Raw genomic sequence first — 13,277 nt, forward strand, 5'->3', positions numbered from 1 at the left:
CGGGACCGGCGTCTTTCCCGGCGGACGGGAGCGGTCGCAAAGCAGGCCATCCACGCCCTCATGCATGAACCGCTCCTGCCAGCGCCACACGCAGGTCTTGGATTTGCCGGTCTCGGCCATGATTGCCGTGGTGCCCACGCCGTCGCCGCTCAGAAGGACGATCCGCGCCCGCCAGACGTGTTTCTGCGGGCTCTTGGGGTTCGCGGTGATGGCGTTCAATCGCCGACGCTCGGCGGAAGATACGGTGAAGGAAATGTCGCTGCGCATGCAGCAGACTCGCATGCCATCAAGCCAAGGGGAATCCCAATTCGGACTCTTTTGTTCCGATCAATCCACTAGAGCGTGATCTGGATCCTAGTTGCTTGCCTGGTCAACCTCCTCCCCAGCCGCCGCCTCCGCTTCCGCCACTCCCGCCGCCGCCCAAAGGACGAACGATCACGGGAGGCGCGGCGACAGGCTCTTCCTCAACCGGTTGAACCACCACTTTCTTGACGGCCGCCGGTTTGGCAGCGGGCTTGACGACCTTTCGCGGCGCAGGGGCTCTGCGAACGACCTTCGGCGCGGGCGTCGCCACCAGCGGCGTCGGTCGCAATTCGGGTGGCCAGGAGGACGTACAGCCTACGAGCCCCGGCAGGGCGACGGACAGAGTTATTCCGATGATTGCCTGCTTCCAGTTCCTGCTCACCATTACCTCCCGCTTGATCAAAACACGTCCCGACGTGGATTAGCCTCTTCCCAGACCCGTCTGGCCGCGTTGACCAGTTGATCATCCAGCGAACCGGACGCAGGGACCTTCGATTTGAGTTCCCGGCGCAGTTGCTTCATCGCCGTCGTTTTCACCTTCGCGCCGAAATTCGCGAGGTTCGTCCGAGCTTCCGGCAGTTGGTTGCGAAAATCCAGCGCGGCCGCAAATGCAAGAAAACGGACGGCGGTGGCCTGGTCGGCCTTTTCGCCCTTTTCCATTTCGAGAACCGCGCGTTCGAATGCGCCGTACTCATCGCCCCGCATGGCTGCCATCTCGAACAGTCTTTGCGCCTCGGCCGGGTTGCGCTCCACGCCCACGCCGTCGCGATACATGCGCGCTAGATTGCTTGGAGCATAGGGCTGGCCGAGTTCGGTGGCCTCCTGAAACAGGGCCAATGCCGTTTTCGGATTTTTCTCGACGCCCGCGCCGGACAGGTAGTTCCGGCCAAGCAGGTTCATCGAATACATGTCCTGCCGCTGGACGCCAGCCTCCAGGAAGGCAACGGCACGGGCCTGATCGGCGGTCACGCCGTTGCGGCCTTCCGTGAAGATCGCGCCGAGATCGTTCATGGCATATGTGTGCCCCATCGCTGCCGCCTTGAGCAGCAGGTCCAGCCCCTTGGCCGTATCGCGCTCGACGCCGGTGCCGTGGAACAAGGCGCGGCCCCAAGACGTCATCCCGTAGGGATCGCCCTTGTCGGCTGCAGCCGCGTAGAAGGTGTTGGCCTGCTTGCGGTCGACCGCCACGCCCGTTCCCGTCGCGTAGAGGTAGCCGAGTTCGAACACGGCGCGCACGTGTCCCCTGTCGGCAGCCTGCTGTATGGCTTTCCTGGCCTGGTCCACCTTGCCGGCTGCAAGCAGCGCGCGCCCCAGTTCGTAGCGGAAGCGGGCGACATCGGGATACGCCTTCACCGCAGCCTCGCAGAGCTTCACCGCGTCGGCGCCGATTTCATTTGGCAGCAGGCCGGGGACGACACCTTGAAGATCGAGCGGTTCGCCGGCAGCCGAGTCGCACGGATCGACGGTTGGCGACAGTTTCATCGTGGCGGGTTTGGATACTCCGCTGTCCGCCCGAATTTCGAAGGCGACCTCGACCGGCGCGCTGGCTCCGATCTGGGGTTCATAGCGCAGCACCTCGACTTCACCGACTATCAAGCTCGATTCGGGCGACAGCGTTCGATCCGGCAGAGAAAGAATTCCCGTCCCGGGATAGTCCGAAACTTTCAAGCTGATCGCCGAATCATCGGTCGGGAGATCCAGGTTCAGCGCAACCGGGCCCACGCCGACCGGAACGTCGATCTCGCGGCTCTCGATGGCCTCGGCGGCACCGGTGACATGAATGCCGCGCTGCAGCACCTGCTGCTTCTGCTCGGCTTCGAGCGAGGCCATGATCTGTTCGCCCTGCGGTCCTTCGGCGCTCTTGACCCGGAACACCAGCATGCCCTTGGCTTCGCCGCCCCAGTTGTCGCGTGCGGCGTAGGCCAGCATATCCATCTCTTCCGGCTCGCCGATTCCCTTGGGGACATCCATCTGCAAACGCGGCAGATCCTTGCCCTGGATCTGTTCTCCCGCCTCGATGACCTTGCCGTCCAGCATCAGGCGCCCGAGCTTAGGCGGTCTTTCGATGCTGACGGTGATTGTCCCGCCGTCGACGTCGACGGGTTCCGGGAGATCCAGATCGACGGGGCCTGCCCCCGACAGCACGACCTTCTCCAGCACCGGCGGCAGCGATGGCCGGCTGCTGCGCCGCATCAGAACGACTTCGTCGATCAGCGAAGAGTTCTCCCAGGGAACCTGCAGGCCTTTGGTAGCCTCAACAACATCGCGGCGCACGGCCGACATGACCGTGCGGATCTCCTGGTTCGGGGCGAGCGCGCGACGAGAAAATGCCAATGAGAAAGGACTGAGGTCGCCGGCGCCGTCAAAGGCAACCGCGCCGGGTTCGGTGGCAAAGGCGATCAGTGTGTTCAGCGAGCTTCTTACTTGCGCAAGGCCGGTGCCGGTGGCGGCCAAAAGCTGGTCCCTGAGCCAATAGTCCTTACGAGGGAACGGATTGTTGCGGCAGGCGTCGAGGATGATCACCTGGATCTTCGATTTCGAACGCATCTGCTGCAGCACGTCGTTCAGCTTGATTGCCTGGACCTCGACGTCCGCCGCGTCCTTCAACGAGGCATCGACAGGGATCAGGAAATTTTCTCCGCCAATCTGAAAGCCGTGACCGGAATAGTAGACGACAGCCACATCCGCGCCGTCCACGGCGGCAAGATAGTTGCGGAACTGGTCTTCAAACTGGAGCTTTGTAAGATCCCTCGCGACGAAAACGTCAAAACCAGCCGCTCGAAACGTGTTGGATACATCCACCACATCTTTGGCCGGGTTCTTGAGGGACGAGATTTCCTGGTAATCGGAGTTACCGATTACAAAGGCGACCCTTCGTTCGACGGCAAAAGCTTCGAAGGTCGTGAAGCTTGCGAGCATGACGGCTGCAACGAATCCGCAACGTCGGAGCATGACAAATCCCTTAACCGCTGTGACCTAGCGACCACAAGAACCACAGCTTGCAGTGCCAAGGTCCGTTAGAGAGCATGCTATCTGCCGGGACAGAAAAGAGAGAAAAGCCGTCGCGACAGCGGGCATATTCCTCATGTAACCAAGTTTTAAATTACATCAGAGGCCGGGTGTCCGCAATGATTGTCAAACGGTCTCTCAATCTGCGCCCGGTGTGGCGCATCGATGGCCGAATGACGAGACCTGTCCTGGCTGGATCAGCTGCCGGTCCGCTATGAGGGCATGGTTGGCGATCTCCTGGCGGGCGCGGCCGCCGACGAGCTTGCCACACAGGTCGGGGCCGCCCACATCCACTCTGTTCGCGAAGTCTACACGATCATTTCTGCGGGACGGCCGAGCGAGGTCGGCCTGCGCGGCTATCCGGCGGTGCAGACGATCATCTCTGCAGGCGCCGGCAATCAGCGCAGTGAAGCCGTTCTGAACCTGCTCTTTGGCGATGCTGTGCGCGGGCTTCCGCGGAGGTCTCGGCGGTGCGTCACCTGCCGCCCTGCTTCCCGGCTTAGGCGATGCTTAGCCGATCGACAAATCAATTCTACGCTTCCTCAGCGGCGGTTCGGAACGCCGCTAAGCCTGCTCCAGACACTCGCGCAAGAACTCGATGAAGCGTTGCGTTTTAGCCGGCAGCAGGCGCGTTTCAGCCCCGGGTTGGGCACTTAACAGAAGGGTGTTATCGGCAAGCAATTAGTCGACCGTCTCGATGATGGCTTTGGCACAGGTCCGTTCAATCGCCATGCGTACCAGCTTGAGGCCAGCGCGTTGGCTGCGGCTAGCCTGTTGAGCTTGCATGCTTCCTCGTTGATAAGCGTTCGCTAATCGGCCTTATCTCTAAGCTCGGTCTTTTGCGCGGAACTGGCGTCCAATCAGTGATCGTGTCAGCATCGACGGTGATCAGCCCGCCGGCCTTCATCCTTTTGGTCCTCCTCGTCGACGTGGGTGACCTCGCCTCTAAGCTCTAGCTCGTCGCCTGGCTGGGTCTTCTTCGGCGCTGGGATAGAATAGCGGAAGCCATAGGCTGGATGCTGAAGGCGGCGAGGTACCTGGGCAGCCAGCCGACCTTCGGCTCAAGACTCATTGCTCGCTAAGCTCGGCGTTGAAATGCTCATACCCGGGCGCCATCTCGCTCGCCTCGATCGCAGCGATGTCCTCGTCCGTCAGGTCTTCAGCCCGCACCACACGCCGGTCCCGGGCGCGCAGCCGCTCATACTCGTCATATGAAAGGACGACTTTGCGCGGCCGGCCATGCTTGGTAATCAGCACCGGTTGGCTGAGCGACCGGTCGAGGGCCTCGCCGACCCGGTCCTGGAATTCGCCAGCGCTCAACGTGACAGTGGCCATGATAACCTCCATTTCCGCCAAAATGGCGAAAATCGGGACATTGGGCAAGGTTCTTTCGGCCAGTCGCTGCACGTTGTGTATGAGCTGTTGGAGGGGCGCTGGAAGTTGGTGATTCTGTTTTCACCTCTTTGAGGGCATCGCGTTGAAAGTACGCCAAACAACGCGGCCTTTATCAACCAAAGACAGCTACGGCCGACTTGATGGTGATGCCGCCATCGGGGCTTCGGCGCATCTGACGTCCCGTGGCAGCGCGAAAGACAGTCGGCAGTTGCAGCGCCGGCGGCACCCGCGACCAGAGCGTTCGCATGATTTCCCGGCCGTGCCGAGTTTTCCGAACGGCGCTTCCAGACACGACGCGCTGAGACCAGCGGAAGCCGATTTCATGGAAATACAGGTCGGCATGTTGAGGGCTGATATGGTGAAAGACGCCGGCGATCGTCCGCCGAACGCGGGAATTGAAACCCTCCACCGAATTGACGTGGACCGTGTCGCGAACATATTCGTGGCTGGAATGCTTCACGGTCTCATGCTTGGCAAAACTCTCGCCTATGGCCATGAATGCCTTCGCCTCATCACTCATCAAATGCGCGTGGGTTTCGATCTGTGTTTCGATCGCACGTTCGGCCGCACGCAACGAAAGACCGGTCACGACCGCGGCACGTGCGTCACCGGCCGGAGTGCCGGGCGTGACGTCGGTCGGCCGCTGCACCATCGCCATGACCGGCGCTTTCTCCGTATTCGCCTGACCTTTCCGGCCCCGTCCCGGAGGTGGGTCATCCGGCCGCTTTCTGGGACTTCCCCCGAGATGGAAATGGTCGATCTCAACCGTGCCGTCGAGCATGTTTTCCCGCGCCACCATCAGCCGCAGTGCGTGACCCATCCGCCAGGCCGTCGGCTGGCTCACGCCAAGGATCTCGGCGAGCCGCACCGAGGACAAGCCCTTGTCCGATTGCAGCAGCAGCCACATGGCTTTCAGCCAAACACGCAAGGGCAACTTAGTCGAATGCAAAGGGGTATGGGTCGTCACCGTGAACTGGAACCGGCAATCGCCATTGGAACACTGATAAAGACCCGGCCGCGCACGCCGCTTGCCCGTATCGCGACCGGCAAGCGCGATCGAGCGCTTGTAACCACAGGCCGGGCAGATTCTACCATCTGGCCACACCATGGTTTCCAGCAATCGCCGGCAATGTTCTTCATCCCGAAAGGCCACGATCATTTCTTCGACGGTCCGGATGTTGGAAAGCGCTGCGAGCATCGTTTCAGACATTCCCATCTCCTTCGGATCACATCCTCAGAATCGCATGGGAATGCCTTGATCACAAGCTTATTGCTGTCTTTGGTTGATAAAGGCCAACAACGCTAAGGGAGAACAAACGGTGATTTTGGTGGACGCCGGTTTTGAAGGCTGTCGCGGGTCGCTCGCAGTCAACTGTGTCCGCCGCGGGAGCAATGTGCGCCACCTCCAGACCTTCGCAATTGCCGCCGTGAAGGCCCGAGTCCGACGCACTACCCGACATTTGCAGTCAACGAGCCAAGCCTTCCAACCGAGACCATGCGAGATGCTTGGCAATTCTGGGTGCAAGGAACTGAAGGATGGCAGGCAGCCTTTCGTGAAGATCGAGCTGTAGTTTCTCGTTCATGAGAAAGCATCGAGAGTAAGCGCACGAGGGACCAGGCCGCGGTCGGACCAAGGGGCGCAATGGGCATCGGAGTCTCGCAAGATGGCGAACCCTGCGAGCGGCATGATTGACGCAGCCTCGCGATCGCCCTTGCCGATCTCCCGCGACCTTCCTATGTTGGTTTGCAAGGGGATGGAGTCCCCCAAAACCGCCCGCAAGGCTAATGACTCCTGCCGCGTGGAGACATGCGGTGGGAGTCGTGTCCATCGAACGGCCCGCCGCGAGGCGGGTTTTTTGTTGCCCGTCTCCACACCGATCAACGCCGCCAGCCTTTTTCGGCGCTGGAGAGGAGTGCGTGATGGAGAACGTCTGGCTGGTTTCTGCGGTCTGGTTGGGGCTCGCGCTGCTCGCATCGGTCATTTCGATCCGGGTGGCGATGTCGGTGGCGCTGGTCGAGATCATGGTCGGCGCCGTCGCCGGCAACACGATCGGCCTCAATCTCACGGAATGGGTCAACTTCCTCGCCGGGTTCGGCGCGATCTTGCTGACCTTCCTCGCCGGCACCGAAATCGACAGCCGCGTCGTGCGCAAGCATTTCTGGTCGAGCATGTCGATCGGCGTCGTTGGTTTTGTCGCACCCTATCTCGGGGTTCTGCTTTACGCCCGCTACGGTATCGGCTGGTCGTGGCCGCAGGCGCAGATCGCAGGCATATCACTGTCAACGACCTCGGTCGCGGTCGTCTATGCGGTCATGGTGGAGACCGGATTCAACAAGTCCGAGATGGGCAAGATCATCCTTGCCGCCTGCTTCATCAACGACCTCGGCACCGTCCTCGCCCTTGGCATCGTTTTTGCTCATTTCGACTACTGGCTGGCGCTGTTCGGGGCCGTCACCGCGGCGGCACTTTGGATGCTGCCGCGCTTCGCGCCGTGGTTCTTCACCAAGGTCGGGCACCGGGTTAGCGAGCCGGAAACAAAATTCATCTCGCTGGTGCTGCTCGGCCTAGGCGGGCTCGCCTCGGTCGCCGGCAGCGAGGCGGTTCTGCCGGCCTACCTGGTCGGCATGGCGCTGGCTCCGGCATTCCTCGCCGATCCCGAACTGCCCCACCGCATGCGCATCATCGCCTTTACGATCCTGACACCCTTTTACTTCCTCAAGGCAGGATCGCTGGTGGACTTCCAGGCCGTAATTGCCTCAGCCGGACTCATTGCCGTATTCCTCGCCATCAAGATGGCGACCAAGTTCGTCGGCATCCTGCCACTCACCAAGGCGTTCCAATTCGAGGCGCGCGAGGGCATGTACACGACTCTGCTGATGTCGACCGGACTGACCTTCGGCACGATCTCGGCTCTCTTCGGCCTCACCAACCACATCATCGACCAGCAACAGTACACGATCCTGGTGACGGCCGTCATCGGCAGCGCCCTGGTGCCGACGCTGATTGCCCAGCGCTGGTTCCAGCCGACCTTCAAGCCGATCGAAGACGACATCGGCCCGGCGACGCCCTCGAAGGAGGAGGCCTGACATGTACGAGAAAATCCTGATTGCCAACGACGGATCGGACGGGGCGGCCAAGGCACTCGCCGTTGCCATCAAAATGGCACACCGACCCAAGGTCAAGCTCGACATGGTCTGCGTAGAGGAGATGCCGTACGCGCCCGCCACGATCGACGAGGTAGTCGAGGAAAGGCTGGAGGAAAACCACCGTTTCGAGAAGGTGATCGAGCATGCGCGGCTTCAGGCCAGGGCCGCCCACGTGAAGTTCGAGACCCACGTCGTCGCGGGGCATGCAGTGCCGAGCATCATCGAGTTCATCGAGCGCGGAGGTTTCGACCTGCTGGTGATCGGCTATATGGGCCACTCCGCCATCTACAACCGGTTGATCGGCAGCACCACCGACCGCCTCGTTGAACTCGCTCCCTGCCATGTGCTGGTGGTGAAATGACCAAGGCAGGCCAAATGTCCGGGCGGCTCGCCACGATCGAAGATCGGGATGCGCCGGCGATCCGCGCCGACCGATCACAGACGCGCCGGAGCGGGGTAAAGGACGCCGAGGCGCAACCCTTGCGTCCGGACCTCGGTCCAAAGGCCTTCGAAAGCATACTTGGTCGAGCACCTGAGGAAATTGTAGAAGCACCCGCCTGTTTCGTGGACCTGAACCTCGATCAGGTCGTCGCGGCCGTCACGGTGGGACGCGACGAGTACAATCTGCAACCGTTCTTTCACGCGTCCCTGCATGATGTCGACGCTGTCCGCTATCGCCACGAAGTCTTTCGCGACCTCGAAAACAACGCTCTCTTTCAGTCCGTCGGGCGCTTCGCTCGGAAGATGCGGCAGATGCGCGAGGCCACCGCGAAGGCCAACAAACTCTACTACAGATACCAGAAGGAAAGGCTGTTCCTCGATGCGGTTTCCACCTATGGCGAAGCCGTTACCACCCTGGCGCGGGATCTGGCCGGTACCGATCTCCGCTCGTCTGGATTTCTCGCGTACCGCGACTTCCTGAGCGAATACGTCGACTCCGCCCGTTTCACCGCGCTTCAGGAGGAAACGAAGGGGCTCCACGACGATCTCGTCGGCCGTGCGGTACTGCCTGAACGTCAAGGGCGTCAGCGTCAGGGTTCGCAAGCCGGAGTCCGAGATCGACTACAGCGCCGAGGTGGAAAGGACCTTCGAGAAGTTCAAGCGCGGGGCGGTGAAAAGCTATCTGGTCGAATTCCACGACTTCCAGGAAATGAACCATGTCGAGGCCGCCGTCCTGGAACTGGTCGCGAAACTCTATCCGGAAGTGTTTGGCGCGCTCGATGACTTTTGCGCCAGGAACGGGAACTACGTCGATCCGAAGATCGCCGCCTTCGATCGGGAGGTGCAGTTTTACGTCGGCTATCTCGAATACATCGAGACCTTCAAGCAGGCCGGGCTGAGCTTCTGCTACCCGGAGGTCTCATCTACGAAGAAGGCCGTCCGCAGCGTCGACGGGTTCGATCTGGCGCTTGCCCGAAAGCTGCTCTCCGAGAAGTCATCGATCGTCTGCAACGACTTCCACCTGAAGGGCCCGGAACGCATCTTCGTGGTGACCGGACCGAACCAGGGCGGCAAGACGACGTTTGCCCGGACCTTCGGTCAATTGCATTTTCTGACGAGTATCGGCTGTCCTGTTCCAGGAAAGGAGGCCCGCCTGTTCCTGTTCGACAGGCTTTTCACGCATTTCGAGAAGGAAGAGGACATCACCACGCTGCACGGCAAGCTGGAGGACGACCTGGTCCGGATCCATGACATTCTCGGCCATGCGACGCCGAGCAGCATCGTCATCATGAACGAGATATTTACCTCGACGACGCTGCACGACGCGTTGTTCCTCGGCCGGAATGTGATGGAGAAGCTCGCCGAACTCGACGCGCTTTGCGTTTGCGTGACGTTCGTCGACGAGCTGGCCTCCCTGAACGAGAAGACCGTGAGCCTCGTAAGCACGGTCGATCCGGAGAATCCCGCTCTGCGGACTTTCAAGCTCGTCAGAAAACCCGCCGACGGCCGCGCCTACGCTATGGCAATCGCTCGTCAACATCGGCTGACCCACGCCGATCTGAAGAAGCGGATGGCATCATGAAGCCGTTTCTCTTGTACAAGGACCGCGAATTTGATCCCGAGGGCAAGCTGCCGTGGAACGAAGAGGCGCTCACCCAGGACCTTGAGCTTCCAACGTTGTTCAAGGCAATGTCGCGCGGAGACGAGTTCCTGGGCGAGGTTGCGAGGCGAGCCGTCCTGGCATCGTTGACCGATCCGTCCTCGATCCTCTACCGCCAGGGCATCCTGAAGGACTGCCTGAACAACCAAGCCGTCGTTCGACAGATCTATGATCTCGCGCTGGACACGATCGCGAGCGAGAAGAAGAATTATTGGGGATTGCTGATGGGGTATCCCGACTCGGTCCTGCGCAGATCCGTAGAAGTGCTGAACCTCTTCGTATCGTCCCTGAAGAAGCTGAGGGACATCGCCGAAGGGAGGGCTTCAAGCGTCCAGTCCGAAGGGTTCAGGACCTTCTTTTCGATGCTCCGCGACGAACTCGGCGATGATTATTTCGCGGAGGTCCAGGAGCACCTCAAGGAGCTGAAATTCCGGAACGGCGTCCTGATCAGTGCGGAACTAGGCGCCGGGAACAAGGGCACGTCACTGCCGGTCTACTTCCTGCTCGACGAATTTCGGCAGTTGAAGAAGATGGACGAGATCATGACCAAGCTGCCCTATGTGGCAGGGTATAACATCAAGCTCGCCATCATCATCCAGGACTTGAAGAATCTCGACGAGATCTACGGCGAAACCTCCCGGCATTCGCTGCTCGGCAATTGTGGTTATCAGCTCATTCTAGGCGCGAACGATCAGGCGACCGCCGACTATGCATCCCGTGCGCTCGGCAAGCGGACCATCCGCTACCAGTCGGAATCGCGTACGATCGAATTGCTTGGTCTGCCGAGGCGCACGAAGGTCGAACAGATTCGCGAACGTGACCTGATGATGCCGCAGGAAATCCGGCAGATGCCGGAAACAAAGACGGTGCTGCTTGTTGAAGGTCAGCGACCGATCTTCGGCGACAAGCTGCGCTTTTTCGAGACGCAGCCATTCAAGTCCGCGGAAGCATTGTCTCAGGCGCACACTCCGGACGTGCCACCGATCGAATATCTTCCGATTCAACCGGTACCGGCTTTGACCGACGATTACGCCCAAGCCGGCCAGCCCGCAGAAGATGTCGGTGCCCCGACTACCGGGATGGCTGATTCCGAAAAGAGAATGTCATCACCAGTTAATGGCGCTGAGGCGATGCCAACTATTGCCCCGACCGCGAAAGCGGCGACGGCAATAAAGAAGCCCGGAGATCGCACAGTGAATCGCAAAGCCAGCCTGCCACAACCGAAACGCGCTAAGGCGTCGAGTGGCGGATCTGGAAACGAACCGGAGGCGACAGCGGACGTAGCGACTATCGACGCGCGGATTAAGATCGCCGAGGAAAGCCTGAAACCTAGTGCTGAACGCCTTAAGGAGACGGTTTCTCAGAAAGTCGAAAAGCTCGGCCAAGCATCGCCCACGAAACGGCGAAATTATCTCGATATTTTCGCGGCGACGGTCCCCGATCCCGTCGAACTCGGGCTGGAAGCCGCCGAAGCTCAAGCATAAGGAGCCGCGATTTGCGGGGCTTTATGCGAATTCACGAGCGAAGTGTAGCGCTCAGAAAAGTGCAATGCCAGCGGCGGAGGGAATGTCGCAGAAGCGTGAAAAGCTCCGGGTCCGCCCGTCCATCCGAACGAGCAAGGAGCGCAGTGAGCTGTCATGTGCCCCCTTTTCGATCGAACCGCTAGACATTTGCGGCCGACCTTTAGATTGTGTCCCTGAAGGTCTGCCCGTTCGTCGCAATAAAATGGCGATGCCTGGCGCTGGTGAGGAAGTGCAGAGCCGAATATTCTGAATCAAGGCTTGTTGGGCAGATTGGGCAGATCATGCCGATATCCTTCAAAAAAGGAGGACGAGTCGTCTGTACATGGAATGTCCGTTGCAGTCGCAGTTCGGAAAAGACTATGAGCGAGGCAGGCAGCGAACCTCCCTACTGGAGCCAGAACGCTTCCTCGCTGGCCGCATCCCTCGGGTCCGGTCCGGGCGGTCTGTCGGCCGATCACGCCGCCACTCAGCTTGCGCTTGTCGGCCCCAACAGTGTGGAAGATGCGCCGCGCCTGAGCGCGCTTCGCCTTCTCCTGCGCCAGTTCGAAAGCCCACTCGTCCTCATTCTGGCTGTTGCCGCTGCACTCTCGCTCGTGCTGCAACAGTGGGTGGACGCGGCCATCATCCTGGCGATCGTGTTTGGCAGTTCGCTCCTCAGCTTCGTTCAGGAGTACCGGGCGTCCACGGCGGTTGAGGAACTCAAGAAGCGACTCGCGCTGATGTGCCGCGTGGTTCGGGATGGGGTGGAGCAGACGGTGCCCGTGAGTAGGGTCGTGCCCGGCGATCTCATCCTGCTTTCGGCAGGGAACCTGGTCCCGGCTGACGGTCTGGTCATTGAGGCGGAGGATTTCCTCGTCAGCGAGGCCAGCATGACGGGCGAGTCATTCCCCGTCGAGAAGCGCCCCGGGATCGTCCAGTTGGACGCCCTCATCACGGAACGGACCAATGCGGTCTTTCTCGGTGCTTCGGTCCGCAGCGGCACCGCAAAGGTCCTCGCCGTCAGGACCGGCCGTCGGACCGAGTTCGGGGCGATCGCGGCGCGGCTGAGGGCGCGTCAGCCCGAGACGGACTTTGCGCGCGGCGTGCGGCAGTTCGGCTACCTGCTCATCCGTGTGATGGTCGTCATCGTCCTCTTCGTTTTGACGGTGAACTTGCTGCTTGACCGTCCGGTGATCGAGTCGCTGTTGTTTGCGGTGGCGCTGGCAGTTGGACTGTCGCCGGAATTGTTGCCGGCGATCATCAGTGTGACACTCTCCGCCGGTGCCCGGGCCATGGGCAAGCGGGGAGTCATCGTCCGCCGCCTTGATGCGATCGAGAACCTCGGCAGCATGGATATCCTGTGTACCGACAAGACGGGCACGCTGACCGAAGGCACCATCATCCTGAGCGATGTTCTCGATGCCGGAAAGCGGCCTTCGGATGAGGTTCGGCGGCTGGCCTTTCTCAACGCGGCCTTCGAGACTGGCATCGAGAACCCGCTCGATGCCGCGATCGTGGCGGCCGGCGAAAGCGCTGGGCTGACGACCGGCAACCTCACCAAGATCGACGAGATCCCCTACGACTTCATGCGCCGCCGGCTTACAATCGTCGTTGCCGAGGATGCCGCACCGGCTCAGCGCCTGTTCGTCACCAAGGGTGCGTTTTCGAACGTGCTCGACATCTGTTCGTCGATCGACTGCAATGGTGTCGAAGTTCCGCTGGATGCCGGTCGGCGTGCGGACCTCGACGCGATCTTCAAGGCCAAGGGGGCCGAGGGCTTTCGTGTTCTGGCCTTGGCGACAAGGAAGGTCGCCGCCAAG

General features: G+C 60.8%; 10 protein-coding genes, 1 pseudogene and 1 riboswitch. Of the genes and pseudogenes, 6 read left to right on the forward strand and 5 right to left on the reverse strand.

The annotated features are described in order from the left end of the window. Together IQ26_RS37685 and IQ26_RS37695 are read right to left on the reverse strand one after the other, a co-directional pair. Window positions 1–267: helix-turn-helix domain-containing protein (locus tag IQ26_RS37685; RefSeq protein WP_145723412.1), on the reverse strand; the 267-nt coding region annotated here is incomplete at its 3' end. A gap of 435 nt (window positions 268–702) precedes the next feature. Further along, window positions 703–3,222, reverse strand: a complete 2,520-nt coding sequence (locus IQ26_RS37695) for a caspase family protein (RefSeq protein WP_240547457.1) — start codon at window positions 3,220–3,222, stop codon at window positions 703–705. Window positions 3,223–3,534: 312 nt separating this feature from the next. On the opposite strand from IQ26_RS37695, the gene IQ26_RS40155 reads away from it, so the two are divergent. After that, a complete protein-coding gene (locus tag IQ26_RS40155; RefSeq protein WP_208760305.1) occupies window positions 3,535–3,969 on the forward strand; it encodes a hypothetical protein in 435 nt (144 codons plus the stop codon). Window positions 3,970–4,380: 411 nt separating this feature from the next. Here IQ26_RS40155 and IQ26_RS37705 read toward each other — a convergent pair whose 3' ends face one another. Next, window positions 4,381–4,647: a type II toxin-antitoxin system prevent-host-death family antitoxin gene (locus IQ26_RS37705; protein WP_145723415.1), complete on the reverse strand. Its 267-nt coding sequence runs from the start codon at window positions 4,645–4,647 to the stop codon at window positions 4,381–4,383. A gap of 172 nt (window positions 4,648–4,819) precedes the next feature. After that, window positions 4,820–5,917 (reverse strand): IS1595 family transposase, encoded by a 1,098-nt coding sequence (locus IQ26_RS37710; protein WP_145723416.1) that lies wholly within the window; start codon window positions 5,915–5,917, stop codon window positions 4,820–4,822. 531 nt (window positions 5,918–6,448) lie between these two features. Continuing rightward, window positions 6,449–6,509, forward strand: a riboswitch (Fluoride riboswitch). Window positions 6,510–6,627: 118 nt separating this feature from the next. On the opposite strand from IQ26_RS37710, the gene IQ26_RS37715 reads away from it, so the two are divergent. Continuing rightward, on the forward strand, window positions 6,628–7,794 hold the full coding sequence (locus IQ26_RS37715) for a cation:proton antiporter (protein WP_145723417.1): 1,167 nt from the start codon (window positions 6,628–6,630) through the stop codon (window positions 7,792–7,794). 1 nt (window position 7,795) lies between these two features. Then, window positions 7,796–8,215, forward strand: coding sequence for a universal stress protein (locus IQ26_RS37720; protein WP_145723418.1), 420 nt, complete (start codon window positions 7,796–7,798; stop codon window positions 8,213–8,215). Window positions 8,216–8,289: 74 nt separating this feature from the next. Here IQ26_RS37720 and IQ26_RS40160 read toward each other — a convergent pair whose 3' ends face one another. Further along, window positions 8,290–8,835: a hypothetical protein gene (locus IQ26_RS40160; RefSeq protein WP_208760306.1), complete on the reverse strand. Its 546-nt coding sequence runs from the start codon at window positions 8,833–8,835 to the stop codon at window positions 8,290–8,292. A 16-nt stretch (window positions 8,836–8,851) separates the two neighbouring features. Here IQ26_RS40160 and IQ26_RS40165 point away from each other — a divergent pair, with 16 nt between their 5' ends. From IQ26_RS40165 to IQ26_RS37735, 3 genes and pseudogenes are all read left to right on the forward strand, one after another. Further along, entirely contained in the window at window positions 8,852–9,877 is a 1,026-nt protein-coding gene (locus IQ26_RS40165; protein WP_208760307.1) for a MutS-related protein, read from the forward strand. Window positions 9,878–10,437: 560 nt separating this feature from the next. Continuing rightward, window positions 10,438–11,439 (forward strand): annotated as a pseudogene (locus IQ26_RS40910) (type IV secretory system conjugative DNA transfer family protein); the annotation flags it as partial. 398 nt (window positions 11,440–11,837) lie between these two features. Then, the coding region (locus tag IQ26_RS37735) for a cation-translocating P-type ATPase (protein WP_145723420.1) at window positions 11,838–13,277 on the forward strand (1,440 nt) is incomplete at its 3' end.

The organism is Mesorhizobium tianshanense (assembly GCF_007830515.1).
GTDB lineage: Bacteria > Pseudomonadota > Alphaproteobacteria > Rhizobiales > Rhizobiaceae > Mesorhizobium > Mesorhizobium tianshanense.

Excerpts from the sequence above, each read along its gene's own strand:
- IQ26_RS37695 (WP_240547457.1), bottom strand. The coding sequence starts at position 3,222 with ATGCTCGCAAGCTTCACGACCTTCGAAGCTTTTGCCGTCGAACGAAGG.
- IQ26_RS40155 (WP_208760305.1), top strand. The coding sequence starts at position 3,535 with ATGGTTGGCGATCTCCTGGCGGGCGCGGCCGCCGACGAGCTTGCCACA.
- IQ26_RS37705 (WP_145723415.1), bottom strand. The coding sequence starts at position 4,647 with ATGGCCACTGTCACGTTGAGCGCTGGCGAATTCCAGGACCGGGTCGGC.
- IQ26_RS37710 (WP_145723416.1), bottom strand. The coding sequence starts at position 5,917 with ATGTCTGAAACGATGCTCGCAGCGCTTTCCAACATCCGGACCGTCGAA.
- IQ26_RS37715 (WP_145723417.1), top strand. The coding sequence starts at position 6,628 with ATGGAGAACGTCTGGCTGGTTTCTGCGGTCTGGTTGGGGCTCGCGCTG.
- IQ26_RS37720 (WP_145723418.1), top strand. The coding sequence starts at position 7,796 with ATGTACGAGAAAATCCTGATTGCCAACGACGGATCGGACGGGGCGGCC.